The 15,852-nt window shown below is 60.4% G+C and carries 13 protein-coding genes; 8 read left to right on the forward strand and 5 right to left on the reverse strand.

Translation table 11 applies throughout. From position 1 onward, the window contains the following. Positions 1 to 21: 21 nt before the first annotated feature. The 4 genes from AACV02_RS01035 to gatC all read right to left on the reverse strand — a co-directional run bounded on the left by AACV02_RS01035 (position 22) and on the right by gatC (position 3,764). Complete coding sequence (locus AACV02_RS01035; RefSeq protein WP_106578662.1) at positions 22 to 393, reverse strand: septal ring lytic transglycosylase RlpA family protein; 372 nt, start codon at positions 391 to 393, stop codon at positions 22 to 24. A gap of 159 nt (positions 394 to 552) precedes the next feature. Further along, positions 553 to 1,998 (reverse strand): Asp-tRNA(Asn)/Glu-tRNA(Gln) amidotransferase subunit GatB, encoded by a 1,446-nt coding sequence (gene gatB, locus AACV02_RS01040; RefSeq protein WP_119736590.1) that lies wholly within the window; start codon positions 1,996 to 1,998, stop codon positions 553 to 555. 10 nt (positions 1,999 to 2,008) lie between these two features. Further along, positions 2,009 to 3,460: an Asp-tRNA(Asn)/Glu-tRNA(Gln) amidotransferase subunit GatA gene (gene gatA, locus AACV02_RS01045; protein WP_119736593.1), complete on the reverse strand. Its 1,452-nt coding sequence runs from the start codon at positions 3,458 to 3,460 to the stop codon at positions 2,009 to 2,011. A gap of 16 nt (positions 3,461 to 3,476) precedes the next feature. Next, positions 3,477 to 3,764, reverse strand: coding sequence for an Asp-tRNA(Asn)/Glu-tRNA(Gln) amidotransferase subunit GatC (gatC, locus tag AACV02_RS01050; protein ID WP_003171764.1), 288 nt, complete (start codon positions 3,762 to 3,764; stop codon positions 3,477 to 3,479). A 210-nt stretch (positions 3,765 to 3,974) separates the two neighbouring features. Between gatC and mreB the strand changes: the two genes are divergently transcribed. The 8 genes from mreB (at position 3,975) to tldD (ending at position 15,203) form a co-directional block, all read left to right on the forward strand. Continuing rightward, entirely contained in the window at positions 3,975 to 5,012 is a 1,038-nt protein-coding gene (gene mreB / locus AACV02_RS01055; protein WP_002555108.1) for a rod shape-determining protein MreB, read from the forward strand. 139 nt (positions 5,013 to 5,151) lie between these two features. Further along, on the forward strand, positions 5,152 to 6,291 hold the full coding sequence (gene mreC, locus AACV02_RS01060) for a rod shape-determining protein MreC (RefSeq protein ID WP_119736595.1): 1,140 nt from the start codon (positions 5,152 to 5,154) through the stop codon (positions 6,289 to 6,291). Continuing rightward, positions 6,291 to 6,779 carry a rod shape-determining protein MreD gene (mreD, locus tag AACV02_RS01065; protein ID WP_017138250.1) on the forward strand — a complete coding sequence of 163 codons (489 nt, stop codon included), beginning with the start codon at positions 6,291 to 6,293 and terminating at the stop codon, positions 6,777 to 6,779. Before mreC ends, mreD begins: the two co-directional genes overlap by 1 nt. Positions 6,780 to 6,830: 51 nt before the next feature. Then, entirely contained in the window at positions 6,831 to 7,427 is a 597-nt protein-coding gene (locus AACV02_RS01070) for a Maf family protein (RefSeq protein ID WP_119736597.1), read from the forward strand. A gap of 70 nt (positions 7,428 to 7,497) precedes the next feature. Beyond that, positions 7,498 to 8,955, forward strand: a complete 1,458-nt coding sequence (gene rng, locus AACV02_RS01075) for a ribonuclease G (RefSeq protein ID WP_010213134.1) — start codon at positions 7,498 to 7,500, stop codon at positions 8,953 to 8,955. Positions 8,956 to 9,031: 76 nt separating this feature from the next. After that, positions 9,032 to 12,847 carry a YhdP family protein gene (locus AACV02_RS01080; RefSeq protein ID WP_119736600.1) on the forward strand — a complete coding sequence of 1,272 codons (3,816 nt, stop codon included), beginning with the start codon at positions 9,032 to 9,034 and terminating at the stop codon, positions 12,845 to 12,847. Positions 12,848 to 12,895: 48 nt separating this feature from the next. Next, positions 12,896 to 13,744, forward strand: a complete 849-nt coding sequence (locus tag AACV02_RS01085; RefSeq protein ID WP_119736602.1) for a carbon-nitrogen hydrolase family protein — start codon at positions 12,896 to 12,898, stop codon at positions 13,742 to 13,744. Between the two features lie 16 nt (positions 13,745 to 13,760). Continuing rightward, positions 13,761 to 15,203: a metalloprotease TldD gene (gene tldD / locus AACV02_RS01090; RefSeq protein ID WP_106578669.1), complete on the forward strand. Its 1,443-nt coding sequence runs from the start codon at positions 13,761 to 13,763 to the stop codon at positions 15,201 to 15,203. A gap of 45 nt (positions 15,204 to 15,248) precedes the next feature. Here tldD and yjgA read toward each other — a convergent pair whose 3' ends face one another. Then, positions 15,249 to 15,770: a ribosome biogenesis factor YjgA gene (yjgA, locus tag AACV02_RS01095; RefSeq protein WP_083360139.1), complete on the reverse strand. Its 522-nt coding sequence runs from the start codon at positions 15,768 to 15,770 to the stop codon at positions 15,249 to 15,251. Between the last annotated feature and the right edge of the window lie 82 nt (positions 15,771 to 15,852).

Genomic DNA, 15,852 nt, shown 5'->3' on the forward strand with positions numbered 1-15,852 from the left:
AAAATGGCCAGGGCTCCTTTATCAGTTGTTCAGCGCCTGCACGCGAACCCGTGCAGTGCCGCTGCCCAGCATACCGAGTTGTTCGGCAGCCTTGCGTGAAACGTCGATCAGGCGCCCACGGGTATGCGGGCCGCGATCGTTGACGCGCACGACCACGAATCTGTTGTTGTTAAGGTTGGTCACCTTGACCTGGGTGCCGAAGGGCAGGCGCCGATGGGCGGCGGTCAGGGTGTTCTGGTTGAAAGGTTCACCGCTGGCAGTCTTGTTGCCATGGTGCTTGGCGCCGTAATAGGAGGCGGTGCCGGTTTCGTCGTAGCCGTTGGGGTCGATGAGGCCGCTGGCGCAACCGGCCAACATAGAGAACAGGGCCAGCAGGCCGAGTAGACGCTTCACGTTAAGTAAGTCCCCATTGTAAATATGGGAGCTGGCTTGCCTGCGATACAGGCACCTCGGTGTTGCAGTTGCACCGAGGCACTGCTATCGCAGGCAAGCCAGCTCCCACATGGGGTCCGAGTTGGGCATGAAATCCCGCCCGGACCCTTTCACCGCGAATCAGCCTTCGAGCTTGCTTTTCAGCAGTTCGTTCACCTGTTGCGGGTTGGCTTTGCCTTTGGAGGCTTTCATCGCCTGGCCGACAAAGAAGCCGAACATTTTGCCGCGCTTGGCTTCGTCTGCGGCGCGGTATTGCTCGACCTGTTCGGCGTTGGCCGCCAGCATTTCATCGAGCACGGCCGAGATCGCGCCGCTGTCGGTGACTTGCTTGAGGCCGCGCTTCTCGATGATCTCATCGGCGCTGCCTTCGCCTGCGGCCATCGCTTCAAACACCGTCTTGGCGATTTTGCCGGAGATGGTGTTGTCCTTGATGCGCAGCAGCATGCCGCCCAGTTGCTCGGCGGTCACCGGCGCTTCGTCGATTTCCAGGCCCTGTTTGTTCAACAGGCTGCCCAGCTCAACCATCACCCAGTTGGCCGCCAACTTGGCGTCGCCGGCGATGCTCACGACTTTTTCGAAGTAGTTGGCTTGTTCGCGGCTAGAGGCCAACACGCTGGCATCGTAGACCGACAGGCCGAACTGCGCCTGGAAACGCTCGCGTTTGTGCTGCGGCAATTCCGGCAGGGTGGCGCGGATGTCATTGAGGAACGAGTCTTCAAGCATCACCGGCAACAGGTCCGGGTCGGGGAAGTAACGGTAGTCGTTGGCTTCCTCTTTGCTGCGCATGGCGCGGGTTTCGTCTTTGTTCGGGTCGTACAGGCGAGTCTGCTGGATGACCTTGCCGCCGTCTTCGATCAGTTCGATCTGGCGACGCACTTCGCTGTTGATGGCTTTTTCGATGAAGCGGAACGAGTTGACGTTCTTGATCTCGCAGCGGGTGCCGAACTCGACCTGGCCCTTGGGACGGATCGACACGTTGCAGTCGCAACGCAGCGAGCCTTCGGCCATGTTGCCGTCGCAGATGCCCAGGTAACGCACCAGCGCGTGGATGGTCTTGACGTAGGCCACGGCTTCCTTGGCGCTGCGCATGTCCGGCTCGGACACGATTTCCAGCAACGGCGTGCCGGCACGGTTCAAGTCGATACCGGTAGCGCCCGGGAATTCTTCGTGCAGGCTCTTGCCGGCGTCTTCTTCCAGGTGCGCGCGGGTCACGCCGACCCGTTTGATGGTGCCGTCTTCCAGCGGAATGTCCAGGTAGCCCTTGCCGACAATCGGCAATTCCATCTGGCTGATCTGGTAGCCCTTGGGCAGGTCCGGGTAGAAGTAGTTTTTGCGCGCGAACACGTTGTGCTGGCCGATCTCGGCGTCAATCGCCAGGCCGAACATCACCGCCATGCGCACTGCTTCCTGGTTCAGCACCGGCAGCACGCCGGGCATGCCCAGGTCTACCAGGCTGGCCTGGGTGTTGGGCTCTGCGCCGAACGTGGTGGCACTACCGGAGAAAATCTTCGATTGGGTGGCGAGCTGGGTATGAATCTCCAGCCCGATCACAACTTCCCATTGCATAGTGTTCTCCTCAGAAGCCGGTTGGGGTGCGAGTGTGCCAGTCGGTGTTCAACTGGTACTGGTGCGCCACATTGAGCAGGCGGCCTTCCTGGAAATACGGGGCGAGCAATTGCACGCCGACCGGCAGGCCATCGACGAAACCAGCCGGCATGGACAAGCCCGGCAAGCCCGCGAGGTTGGCCGTGATGGTGTACAGGTCTTCCAGGTACTCGGCGATCGGGTCGCCGGTCTTGGCGCCGAGCTTCCAGGCCGGGTTCGGCGTGGTTGGGCCGAGGATCACGTCGACTTCTTCGAAGGCAGCCATGAAGTCGTTCTTGACCAGGCGACGGATTTTTTGCGCCTTGAGGTAGTACGCGTCGTAGTAGCCGGCGGACAGGGCGTAGGCACCGACCATGATCCGACGTTGGACTTCGGCGCCAAAGCCTTCGCCGCGCGAGCGTTTGTACAGGTCTTCGAGGCCTTTCGGGTGTTCACAGCGATAGCCGAAGCGCACGCCGTCGAAACGCGACAGGTTGGAAGAGGCTTCTGCCGGCGCGATCACGTAGTAGGCAGGAATCGCGTGCTGGTTGTTCGGCAGGCTGATTTCCTTGATCACGGCGCCGAGCTGTTCCAGCGTCTTGACGCTGTTGTGCACCAGTTCGGCGATACGCGGGTCGAGGCCGGCGCTGAAATACTCTTTCGGCACGCCAATACGCAGGCCTTTGAGCGAGGTATTGAGGCTGGCGCTGTAGTCCGGCACCGGTTCGTCGATGCTGGTGGAGTCCTGCTTATCAAGCCCGGCCATACCTTGTAACAAAATCGCGCAGTCTTCAGCCGTGCGTGCCAGCGGGCCGCCCTGATCCAGGCTGGAGGCGTAGGCGATCATGCCCCAACGGGAAACACGACCGTAGGTCGGCTTCAAACCGGTGAGGTTGGTGAACGCGGCGGGCTGACGGATCGAGCCGCCGGTGTCGGTAGCGGTAGCCGCCGGCAGAAAGCGCGCGGCAACCGCGGCAGCCGAACCACCGGACGAACCGCCTGGCACGTGCTCCAGGTTCCACGGGTTTTTCACTGCGCCGTAGTAGCTCGACTCGTTGGCAGAACCCATGGCGAATTCGTCCATGTTGGTCTTGCCCAGGGTCACGGCGCCCGCGGCGGCCAGCTTGGACACGACCGTGGCATCGTAGGGCGCCTTGAAGTTGTCGAGCATCTTCGAGCCGCAACTGGTGCGAATGCCCTGGGTGCAGAACAGGTCTTTGTGGGCAATTGGTGCGCCCAGCAGGGCGCCATTCTCACCGTTGGCGCGACGTACGTCGGCGGCCTTGGCCTGGCTCAGGGCCAGCTCTTCGGTGAGGCTGATGAAGCTGTTGACCTTCGGATCAAGCTCGGCGATACGCGCAAGCAGGGTCTTGGTCAGCTCTTCGGAAGAAAACTTTTTGTCGGCGAGACCGCGGGCGATCTCGGCCAGAGTCATGTGATGCATGAAAGGCTCTTTCCCTTTAGTCGATGACTTTCGGAACCAGGTACAGGCCGTTTTCGACCGCTGGCGCGATGGACTGGTAGGCCTCGCGATTATTTCGCTCGGTCACAACGTCTGCGCGCAGGCGCTGGCTGGCTTCCAGCGGGTGAGCCAGGGGCTCGATGCCGTCGGTATTGACGGCCTGCATTTGGTCAACCAGCCCGAGAATGCTGTTCAGGGCTGCGGTGGTCTGTGGAAGATCGGCTTCATTCAGGCCAAGCGAGGCCAGATGAGCGATTTTTTCCACGTCGGAGCGTTCAAGCGCCATGGGATTCTCCAGTGGAAAACAGAACGGAGGGCGTCCGTGTGTTAGATTGTCGGAACACTACCGCATTTCTACGGTCATATGGCCGCGATTGTGGGGGTTGGTGCACAGAAAGTCGGCCAATTTAGCACATTGGCGCCTTGCCCAAAATCCCTGTCGTTGTTAGAGTTTGCCGCACTTTTTTACCCACGCGTTGCCTAGGGTCCTTTCCCCATGTTCAAGAAACTGCGTGGCATGTTTTCCAGCGATCTTTCCATTGACCTGGGCACTGCCAACACCCTTATTTACGTGCGCGAGCGCGGTATCGTTCTGAATGAGCCATCGGTTGTGGCCATTCGGACCCATGGTAATCAGAAAAGTGTCGTTGCCGTTGGCACCGAGGCCAAGCGCATGCTCGGCCGAACACCAGGCAACATCGCTGCCATTCGTCCGATGAAAGACGGCGTGATCGCCGACTTCAGCGTCTGCGAGAAGATGCTGCAGTACTTCATCAACAAGGTTCACGAAAACAGTTTCCTGCAGCCCAGCCCTCGTGTGCTGATCTGCGTTCCATGCAAGTCCACCCAGGTTGAGCGTCGCGCCATCCGTGAATCGGCCCTTGGCGCCGGTGCCCGCGAAGTATTCCTGATCGAAGAGCCTATGGCTGCCGCTATCGGCGCCGGCCTGCCGGTCGAAGAAGCGCGCGGTTCGATGGTGGTGGATATCGGTGGTGGTACCACTGAAATCGCCCTGATTTCCCTGAACGGTGTGGTGTATGCCGAATCCGTGCGCGTAGGCGGCGACCGTTTCGATGAAGCGATCATTACCTATGTGCGTCGTAACTACGGCAGCTTGATCGGCGAATCCACCGCCGAGCGCATCAAGCAGGAAATCGGCACCGCTTACCCGGGCGGCGAAGTTCGCGAAGTTGATGTTCGCGGTCGCAACCTGGCCGAAGGCGTTCCACGTGCTTTCACCCTGAACTCCAATGAAGTGCTGGAAGCTCTGCAAGAGTCCCTGGCCACCATCGTTCAGGCAGTGAAGAGCGCCCTGGAGCAATCGCCTCCGGAGCTGGCTTCCGACATCGCCGAGCGTGGCCTGGTGCTGACCGGTGGTGGCGCCTTGCTGCGCGACCTCGACAAGCTGCTGGCCCAGGAAACAGGCCTGCCGGTGATCGTCGCCGAAGACCCGCTGACCTGCGTCGCCCGTGGCGGTGGCCGTGCACTGGAAATGATGGATAAACACACCATGGACCTGCTTTCCAGCGAATAAGATTGCCGGAATGGTTCATGCTTCGCCCGCAGGCAGCACTTTGCAGTGCTGCCTGTTGGCGTTTATCTTCTTCAATCTGCATCCAGGCCGGTTTGATGCCGTATGAATAAAGAGAACATTTGCCCGGGAGGAGCGGCTTATTAAACCGCTTTTCGCCAAAGGCCCCTCATTGGGCGTGCGCTTATTGGTGCTGGTCGTGCTTTCGGTCGCGCTGATGGTGGTCGATGCCCGCTTTGCACTGCTCAAGCCCGTGCGTAGCCAGATGTCGCTGGTGTTGATGCAGACTTACTGGATCACCGACCTGCCGCAACGGCTTTATCAGGGCGTGGCCAGCCAGTTCGGCAGCCGCACTGAGCTTGTCGCCGAGAACGAAAAACTCAAGACCGAAAACCTGCTCTTGCAGGGGCGCATGCAAAAGCTGGCGGCCCTCACCGAGCAGAACGTTCGGCTGCGCGAGTTGCTTAACTCTTCGGCATTGGTCAACGAGAAGGTCGAAGTGGCCGAGTTGATCGGCATGGACCCCAATCCCTTCACCCATCGCATCATCATCAACAAGGGTGAGCGCGACGGCGTGGTCCTGGGCCAACCGGTGCTCGACGCCCGTGGCCTGATGGGCCAGGTGGTCGAGCTGATGCCCTACACTTCGCGCGTGTTACTGCTGACGGACACCACCCACAGCATTCCGGTGCAGGTCAACCGCAACGGCTTGCGTGCGATTGCCAGCGGTACCGGTAACCCGGAGCGTCTTGAGTTGCGTCATGTGGCCGACACTGCCGACATCAAGGAAGGCGACCTGTTGGTCAGTTCCGGCCTGGGTCAGCGGTTCCCCGCGGGTTACCCGGTAGCGACGGTCAAGGAAGTCATCCACGATTCCGGCCAGCCGTTCGCCATTGTGCGTGCGGTCCCGACGGCTGCCTTGAACCGCAGCCGTTACCTGCTGCTGGTGTTCAGCGACAACCGTACGCCCGAAGAGCGTGCCAACGACGCTGCCCAGGCGCAGGAAGCAGAAGACAAGCAGAACGGCACCGCGCCGGTCATTCCTGCCACGGTGCCAAAACCAGCCTTTATGGGGCCACCTGCACCTGCCGCGACCCCGGTCGCGCCAGTGGCGACGCCTGTCAAACCTGCGGCCCACAGCGCCCGCCCAGCCAAACCGGCTGCGACCAAGCCACCGGCCACGACGCCAGCCGCTACAGCGCCAGCGGCTAAACCGCCTGCCACGCCGGCAACCCGACCAGCGGCCGCAGCGCCGGCAACCACGCGGCAGAGGGAGGAATAATGGCCGGTACGCATTCGCGCAATGGCTGGATCGTCTGGCTGACTTTCGCCATCGGCTTGCTGCTCAGCGTTTCGCCGTTGCCGCAATTCATGGAAATCCTGCGACCGCTCTGGCTCGCCTTGCTCCTGGCGTTCTGGTCGCTGACCTTGCCGCATAAGGTAGGCATGGTCACAGCGATGTGCCTGGGCTTGGCGGAAGACGTGCTCTATGGCACCTTGCTTGGTCAGAACGCGCTGATCCTGACCCTGATTACTTTCCTGGTGCTGTCATTGCAGCAGCGGTTGCGCATGTTCCCGATGTGGCAGCAGTGCCTGGTGATTCTGGTGATCTTCGGCCTGGCGCAGTTGGTGCAACTGTGGCTTAGCGCATTGACCGGTAACCGCCAGCCGACCCTGGCCCTGGTATTGCCGGCCCTGGTCAGTGCGTTGCTGTGGCCTTGGGTCAGCTTCGGTCTGCGTGGTTTACGTCGCCGCTATAAAATCAATTGAATGGATTGCGAGGCTCTGCCTGGTTATCGAACCCTACAGGGAGAGTCTGCAATGAATTTGCTTTATCTGGCCTCGGGCTCCCCAAGGCGGCGTGAACTGTTGACGCAGATCGGTGTGCCTTTCACCGTGGTCAGCGCCGCCATTGATGAAACTCCTCTTACAAACGAATCCGCTGTTGCCTACGTCGAGCGCCTTGCGCACGGCAAGGCTACGGCGGGTTTTGTTGCGCTTGAAAAGACTGCCGGCGCCTGCGTGCTGGGCGCCGACACGGCCGTGATCGTTGATGGTCAGATCCTTGGCAAACCGGTGGACCAGGCCGACGCCCTGGCGATGTTGATGGCCCTGTCGGGACGCGAGCATGACGTCCTCACCGCCATTGCTGTCACCGACGGCGAGCGCAGCGAAACTCGATGTGTAAGCAGCCGGGTACGTTTTCGCGCTATTTCTGTCGAGGAGGCTACAACCTACTGGCACAGCGGCGAACCTCAGGACAAGGCAGGCGGCTATGCTATCCAGGGGCTTGGATCGGTGTTTGTCGCCGGGCTCAATGGCAGCTATTCCGCCGTGGTAGGCCTGCCCGTGTGCGAAACCGCGCAACTGCTTGGTCAATTCGGCATACCCTGTTGGCAAAACCTTACCGCGCGCTGAACGCCGTATCCCAGCGCCAAGCCTTAAGCGATCGGTCACTATTGTGAAAACGCCTGAACGAGACCCAGCCATGAGTGAAGAGATTCTGATCAATATCACGCCGATGGAATCGCGCGTGGCGGTGGTAGAGAACGGTGTTCTGCAAGAAGTGCACGTCGAGCGCACCCAGAAGCGCGGCATTGTCGGCAATATCTATAAAGGTAAAGTAGTGCGTGTGTTGCCAGGCATGCAGGCGGCATTTGTCGACATTGGCCTGGACCGTGCCGCGTTTATCCATGCATCGGAAATTTCCCTGCGCGAAGGCCCGGCGGTTGAAAGCATCAGCGCGCTGGTACACGAAGGGCAGAGCCTGGTGGTGCAGGTCACCAAGGACCCGATCGGTTCCAAGGGCGCGCGGCTGACTACTCAATTGTCGATTCCTTCGCGTTACCTCGTGTACATGCCGCGCACTGCGCATGTCGGTATTTCCTTGAAAATCGAGGACGAAGCCGAGCGTGAGCGCCTTAAAAAGGTGGTCAGCGATTGCGTGGCTGCCGAGGGCATCAAGGAAGCGGGTGGTTTCATCCTGCGCACGGCCGCAGAAGGCGCCGGCGCCGATGAAATCCTCATGGATATCCGATACCTGCGGCGCCTGTGGGACCAGATCGGCGCACAGATCAAAACCATTGGCGCGCCGAGCGTGATCTATGAAGACCTTGGCCTCGCGCTGCGTACATTGCGCGATTTGGTCAGCCCGAAAATCGAGAAAATTCGCATCGACTCGCGGGAAACCTTCCAGCGCACCACACAATTTGTCGCCGAATTGATGCCGGAAATTGCCGACCGCCTGGAGCATTACCCCGGCGAGCGGCCGATCTTCGATCTTTATGGTGTCGAAGACGAAATCCAGAAAGCCCTGGAGCGCAAAGTACCGCTCAAATCCGGCGGCTACCTGGTCGTGGACCCGGCAGAGGCCATGACCACCATCGACGTCAATACCGGCGCGTTTGTCGGCCACCGCAATCTCGAAGAGACCATCTTCAAGACCAACCTTGAAGCCGCCACCGCGATTGCCCGCCAACTGCGCCTGCGCAACCTGGGCGGCATCATCATCATTGACTTCATCGACATGGAAGACGAAGAGCACCAGCGCCAGGTGCTGCGTACCCTCGAGAAGCAACTGGAGCGCGATCACGCCAAGACCAACATCATCGGCATCACCGAGCTGGGCCTGGTGCAGATGACCCGCAAGCGCACCCGCGAAAGCCTTGAGCAAGTGCTCTGCGAACCCTGCAGCAGCTGCCAGGGGCGCGGCAAGTTGAAGACCCCGGAAACGGTTTGCTACGAGATTTTCCGCGAAATTCTACGGGAGGCACGCGCCTATCAGGCCGAAGGTTATAGAGTGCTCGCCAACCAGAAAGTTGTCGATCGGTTACTCGATGAAGAGTCTGGTAACGTCGCCGAGCTGGAGGGTTTTATCGGGCGCACGATTCGCTTCCAGGTCGAAACCATGTATTCCCAGGAACAATATGACGTGGTGCTGCTCTGATCCCCAATCGCTTAATTTCTTCGAGAACGGCAGACCTTGATCTGCCGTCCGTCAACTGCTTTGAGGGTCGCCTGACATGGAGCGTCTGATACGCTTTTTTGCCGCTTTGACCCGTTGGGGCCTGGGCTTGTGTGCCTTGGTGCTGGTGTTGGCTGCGGTGTACGTGAGCCTGGGTCGTGAATTGACCCCGCTGGTGGCTGAATACCGCGCCGAAATCGAAGCCAAGGCTCAGGCTGCGGTGGACATGCCCGTGCAAATCGGCAGCCTGGAAGGCCGCTGGAGCGGTTTCGCCCCCGTGTTGCTGGCTCACGACGTGATGGTCGGCGAGGGCAGCAGTGCCTTGCGCCTGGACCAGGTTGAAGTGGTGCCGGATATCTGGGCCAGCCTGATGGCCCGCGAGGTGCGCATAGCCCACCTGGAAGTCAGCGGGCTGCAGTTGAGCGTCAAGGAAGACAAGGATGGCCACTGGGCGCTCCAGGGCCTGCCGGTACAGGACGATCAGCCGTTGGACCCTGAGCAGTTGCTGACGCGCATGCAGATGGTCAAGCGCGTGTCGTTGCTCGATAGCCAGGTCACGCTGCAACCGTTCGGCCAGGCGCCGCTGACCCTGACTTACGTGGGCCTCAGCTTGCACACCGGCGCCACTCGCCAGCGCCTCGATGCCCGCCTGACCCTGCCGGATGGCCAGCCACTGGCTGTCAACCTGCGTACACGTATTCGCGCCAGCGCTTGGAAAGACGGTGAGGTCCAGGCTTACCTGAGCCTTCCGCAAAGCGACTGGGCCAAATGGATACCCGGCAGGCTGACCCAGCAATGGAAAGTCACGCAGTTCAAGGCCGGCGGCGAATTCTGGCTGACCTGGGCCAAAGGCACCGTGCAAAGCGCGGTGGCGCGTCTCAACTCACCCCAGGTGAAAGGCAGCTACGCCGACCGCAAGCCGGTCCATATCGAAAACCTTGCCCTCACGGCTTACCTGCAACGCAGTGAGAGCGGCCTCAATGTGCTGTTTGACTCGTTGGCAATGAACATCGGTGACACGCTCTGGGAGTCGCGCCTGCAATTGCAGCAGAGCCTGGCTACCGACAAGGATCTGGAGGTCTGGAAACTTCAGGCCGACCGCCTTGACCTCACGCCCATTACGCCGCTGCTGAATGCCTTGGCGCCCCTGCCGGAAGGCTTTGCAAAAGCCGTCGAACACCTCAATGCCACTGGCATGCTGCGCAACGTACTGGTGGATTTCCGTCCCCAGGACACGAGCGATCAGAAGGTCAGTTTTGCCGCCAACCTCGAGCGCATCGGGTTTGATGCCTACTTCGGCGCGCCGGCTGCGCGCAACGTGTCCGGCAGTATCAGCGGCGACCTTGGGCACGGTGAGTTGCGCATGGACAGCAAGGACTTCTCCTTGCACCTGTACCCGATCTTTGCCAAGCCGTGGCAGTACATCCAGGCCAATGCACGCCTGACGTGGAAGCTGGATAAAGAAGGTTTCACCCTGATCGCCCCCTACATCAAGGTGCTCGGCGAAGAAGGCAAGGTTGCGGCAGACTTCCTGATTCGCCTGCATTTCGATCACAGCCAGGAAGACTATATGGACCTGCGGGTCGGCATGGTCGATGGCGATGGCCGTTTTACACCCAAGTATTTGCCGGCGGTATTGAGCCCGTCGCTGGATGAGTGGTTGCGCACAGCGATCCTCAAAGGCGCGGTTGACCAAGGTTTCTTCCAGTACCAAGGTTCGCTGAACCATGACGCACTGCCGGCTGCACGCAATATCAGCCTGTTTTTCAAGGTGCACGATGCCGAACTGGCGTTCCAGCCAGGCTGGCCGCATGTGAGCAAGGTCAATGGTGAAGTGTTTGTCGAGGAGAGCGGCGTACGCATCCTGGCGAGCAAGGGCCAATTGCTCGATACCAAGGTCAAGGACGTCTACGTCAATATTCCACACGCGCCAGCCGGTAAAGACAGTCATCTGCTGATCACCGGTGGATTCGCGGGTGGTCTGGGGGATGGCTTGAAGATCCTTCAGGAAGCGCCGATCGGCACCGGCTCGACGTTTGCCGGCTGGAAAGGCGAGGGCGACCTGCAAGGCAAGCTGGACCTGGATATTCCGCTGGTCAAAGGCACCGAACCCAAGATTGTGGTGGATTTTCAGACCGACAAGTCCCGCCTGCAATTGGCCGAGCCGACTCTGGACTTGAGCCAGCTCAAGGGCGATTTCCGCTTTGACAGCACCAAGGGGCTGAGTGGCCAGAACATCTCCGCCCAGGCGTTTGATCGTCCGATCACCGCGCAGATCATTGCCGATGGCAAACCAGGCAATATCAGCACGCGTATCACCGCCAAAGGGCAGGTCACGGTTAAGCGCTTGACGGATTGGTTGAAAATTAGCCAACCGCTGCCGGTGTCCGGCGATATCCCCTACCAATTGCAAGTGACACTGGACGGCGCCGACAGCCAACTGATGGTCAGTTCCAACATGAAAGGCGTAGCGGTCGACCTGCCCGCACCGTTCGGCATGCCCGCCAGCCAGGGGCGCGACAGCGTGTTCCGCATGACCTTGCAGGGGGCTGAGCGCCGCTACTGGTTCGATTATGGCGAGCTGGCGAGCTTCACCTTTGCGTCGCCTCCAGACAAATTCAATGAGGGTCGCGGGGAGTTGTTCCTGGGGGACGGCGATGCCGTGCTGCCGGCTGCCAAAGGCTTGCGCATTCGTGGCGTGCTGTCGGAGCTGGATATAGACCCTTGGAAGAAACTGGTCGACCGTTACGCCGGCAATGACCCAGGCGGCAATGCCAAGCAACTGCTCAGCGGTGCTGATTTCAAGGTGGGCAAGTTGAGCGGTTTTGGTACCCAATTTGACCAGGTCAACCTGCAACTCGATCGCAAACCGTCCGCATGGGGGTTGCAGTTCGACAGTCAGCAAGCCAAAGGTGCTGTGAACCTTCCGGATGCCAAGGGCGCGCCTATTGCGATCAACCTGCAGTACGTGAAATTGCCGGCGGTGGATCCGAAGGCACAGGCCGACGAAAACGCGCCCGACCCGTTGGCGGATGTCGACCCCAAGGACATCCCAGCGCTGGATATCTCCATCAATCAACTGTTCCAGGGGCCGGACTTGGTGGGCGCCTGGTCACTGAAAGTACGGCCGACGGCCAAAGGCCTGGCCTTTAACAATCTGGACCTTGGCCTCAAAGGCATGCAGCTCAACGGCGCTGGTGGTTGGGAAGGCGCGCCGGGTAACAGCAGCAGTTGGTACAAAGGTCGCCTGGACGGCAAGAACATCGCCGATGTGCTCAAAGGCTGGGGGTTTGCGCCGACGGTAACCAGTGAGGACTTCCATCTGGATGTGGACGGTCGTTGGCCGGGCTCCCCGGCTTGGGTCGGTCCCAAGCGCTTCTCCGGTAGCCTGGATGCAGCGTTCCGCAAAGGCCAGTTCGTTGAGGTCGAAGGTGGCGCGCAGGCTCTGCGGGTATTTGGCTTGCTGAACTTCAACTCCATCGGGCGCCGCTTGCGTCTGGACTTCTCGGACTTGCTTGGCAAAGGCTTGAGCTATGACCGGGTCAAAGGCTTGCTCGCGGCCAGCAATGGCGTGTTTGTGACGCGTGAACCCATCACCATGACCGGGCCTTCCACCAACCTGGAACTCAATGGCACGCTGGACCTGGTAGCCGACCGCGTCGACGCCAAGCTGCTGGTCACGTTGCCGGTGACCAATAACCTGCCGATTGCCGCTTTGATTGTCGGGGCACCGGCCATTGGTGGCGCGTTATTCCTGATCGACAAGTTGATTGGCGATCGTGTTTCGCGCTTCGCCAGCGTGCAGTACAAGGTGCAAGGGCCTTGGAAGGATCCAAAAATCACCTTCGACAAGCCATTTGAAAAACCAAACTGAGAGGCTGTGGAGTAGCATGGCCGCATGCCCTTTACGGAGTGTCGGCCTATGTCCTTTGCGGTAATTCAAATGGTCAGCAAGAGCGATGTTCTGGCCAACCTGGCCCAGGCCAGGCGCTTGCTGGAGCAAGCGGCGGCGGGCGGTGCGAAGCTGGCGGTACTGCCGGAAAACTTCGCCGCCATGGGCCGCCGTGACGTAGCCGATCTCGGCCGCGCCGAAGCTTTGGGCGAAGGCCCGATCCTGCCGTGGTTGAAACAGACCGCTCGCGACCTCACCTTATGGATAGTGGCCGGTACTTTGCCGTTGCCGCCCAAGGACCAACCCAACGCCAAGTCCAACGCTTGCTCGCTGCTGATCGATGACCAGGGCGAAATCGTTGCCCGTTACGACAAGCTGCACTTGTTCGATGTGGATGTAGCAGATGCGCGGGGTCGTTATCGCGAATCTGACGACTATGCTTTCGGGAGCAATGTAGTGGTAGCGGACACGCCGGTGGGGCGATTGGGCCTGACGGTGTGCTACGACCTGAGGTTCCCCGAGCTGTACAGCGAATTGCGTGCGGCGGGAGCTGAATTGATTACCGCGCCCTCGGCCTTTACCGCGGTGACGGGCGCTGCACATTGGGATGTGCTGATTCGGGCGCGAGCCATTGAAACCCAGTGCTACTTGCTGGCAGCTGCTCAGGGCGGCGTACACCCAGGCCCACGGGAAACCTTTGGCCACGCAGCGATTGTCGACCCTTGGGGGCGCGTGCTGACACAACAGGATCAAGGCGAAGCGGTGTTGTTGGCCGAACGCGATAGCAGTGAACAAGCGTCGATTCGGACGCGCATGCCGGTGGTCAACCATCGGCGCTTTTTCTCGCAGGGCGCGCAGCGACCTGCTTCGGAACGATGAATTTAAGGCCAAACCTATGAGCGAGTTGTTGTCCTCAGTCAGTGAACACCTCCTGGCACCCGGTGGCGTGACCATCGAAAGCTTGCAAACCGTGCTCGGCGACCTGGCCGGGCCAGGCATCGACGCGGCGGACCTGTATTTCCAGGGGCAGATTTCCGAGTCATGGGCCCTCGAAGACGGCATCGTCAAAGAAGGCAGTTTCAACCTTGACCAGGGCGTGGGCGTGCGTGCGCAATCCGGTGAAAAGACCGGGTTTGCCTACAGTAATGCCATCACTCTTGAAGCACTGGGTCTGGCGGCACGCGCAGCGCGCTCGATTTCCCGCGCGGGCCAAAACGGCACGGTGCAGGCGTTCAGTACTCAGGACGTGGCGCAGTTGTACGCGCCGGATAACCCTCTGGAAGTGATCAGTCGTGCGGAAAAGGTCGATTTACTCAAGCGTATCGACGCCGCCACCCGTGCCCTCGACCCGCGCATACAGCAAGTGACCGTGAGCATGGCCGGTGTGTGGGAACGCATTCTGGTGGCGTCCACCGATGGTGGGCTGGCGGCGGATGTACGGCCGCTGGTACGGTTTAATGTCAGTGTGATCGTCGAGCAGAATGGTCGCCGCGAGCGCGGTGGCCATGGCGGCGGCGGGCGTACCGACTACCGGTATTTCCTTTCCGATGACCGCGCCATGGGCTACGCCCGCGAGGCGCTGCGCCAGGCGCTGGTTAACCTGGAAGCCATTCCTGCACCGGCCGGTACCTTGCCGGTGGTATTGGGTTCGGGTTGGTCCGGGGTTTTGCTGCACGAAGCGGTGGGCCACGGCCTGGAGGGTGACTTCAACCGCAAGGGCAGTTCGGCCTACAGTGGGCGCATGGGCGAGATGGTCGCGTCCAAGCTGTGCACCATCGTCGATGACGGCACCTTGGCGGGTCGCCGTGGTTCGTTGAGCGTTGACGACGAAGGCACGCCGACCGAGTGCACCACGCTGATTGAAAACGGTGTGCTCAAGGGCTACATGCAGGACAAACTCAATGCGCGCCTGATGGGCGTGGCGCGCACCGGTAACGGCCGTCGCGAGTCCTACGCGCACTTGCCGATGCCACGTATGACCAACACCTACATGCTCGGTGGCGAAAGCGATCCGGCGGAAATCATCGCCTCGGTCAAACGCGGGATCTACTGCGCGAACCTCGGCGGCGGCCAGGTGGATATCACCAGTGGCAAGTTTGTGTTTTCCACCAGCGAGGCGTACCTGATCGAAGACGGCAAGATTACCGCGCCGGTCAAAGGGGCGACGTTGATTGGTAACGGGCCGGAAGCCATGAGCAAGGTGTCGATGGTCGGTAACGACCTGTCGCTGGACAGCGGCGTGGGCACGTGCGGCAAGGATGGGCAGTCGGTGCCGGTCGGCGTTGGCCAGCCAACGTTGAAGATTGATGCGATCACCGTGGGTGGCACGGGGTCGTAAGCGGTGGAGCTTCGGGTGGCGCAGAACGCCACCCGGGGAAGAGGATCAGCGCAGGCCGCGTTGAGTCTCGTCCAGCTCACGGATGTACTTGAAAATTTTACGGCTGGTGGCCGGAGCCTTGTTTTGCGCCAGTTCGTGCTGGGCCTGACGGATCAGGGAGCGCAGTTGCTGGCGGTCCGCGTCCGGGTAGTCCACCACGAATTTCTCCAGTACAGCGTCATCGCCCGAAATCAGGCGGTCACGCCAACGTTCCAGGTTATGGAAGCGTTCGTTGTACTGGCGAGTGGAGGCATCGAGTTGATCGAGCAAAGTCAAAATGGCGTCAGTGTCCTGATCGCGCATCAATTTGCCGATAAACATGATGTGCCGTTTACGCGCGATATTCGCGGTGTGCTTCGGCGCATCCGCCAGGGCCCGGCGCATTTCGTCGGTCAGTGGCAGTTTTGCAACCAAATCCGGCTTGAGCGTTGTAAGGCGCTCGCCAAGGTCAACCAGAGCATGCAGCTCGCGTTTGACCTGGGTTTTGCTTTTCTCCCCATCGAGGGAGTCGTCGTAAGAATCAACCATGGTGGCAGTCCGCAAAGAAACGCCGCCATGATAACCAGTCGGGGGCCGCTTGTCCGGCCCGGTCGCTCGATGGCCTTAACCG

Source organism: Pseudomonas sp. Larv2_ips, from assembly GCF_963879675.1.
Classification (GTDB): Bacteria; Pseudomonadota; Gammaproteobacteria; order Pseudomonadales; family Pseudomonadaceae; genus Aquipseudomonas.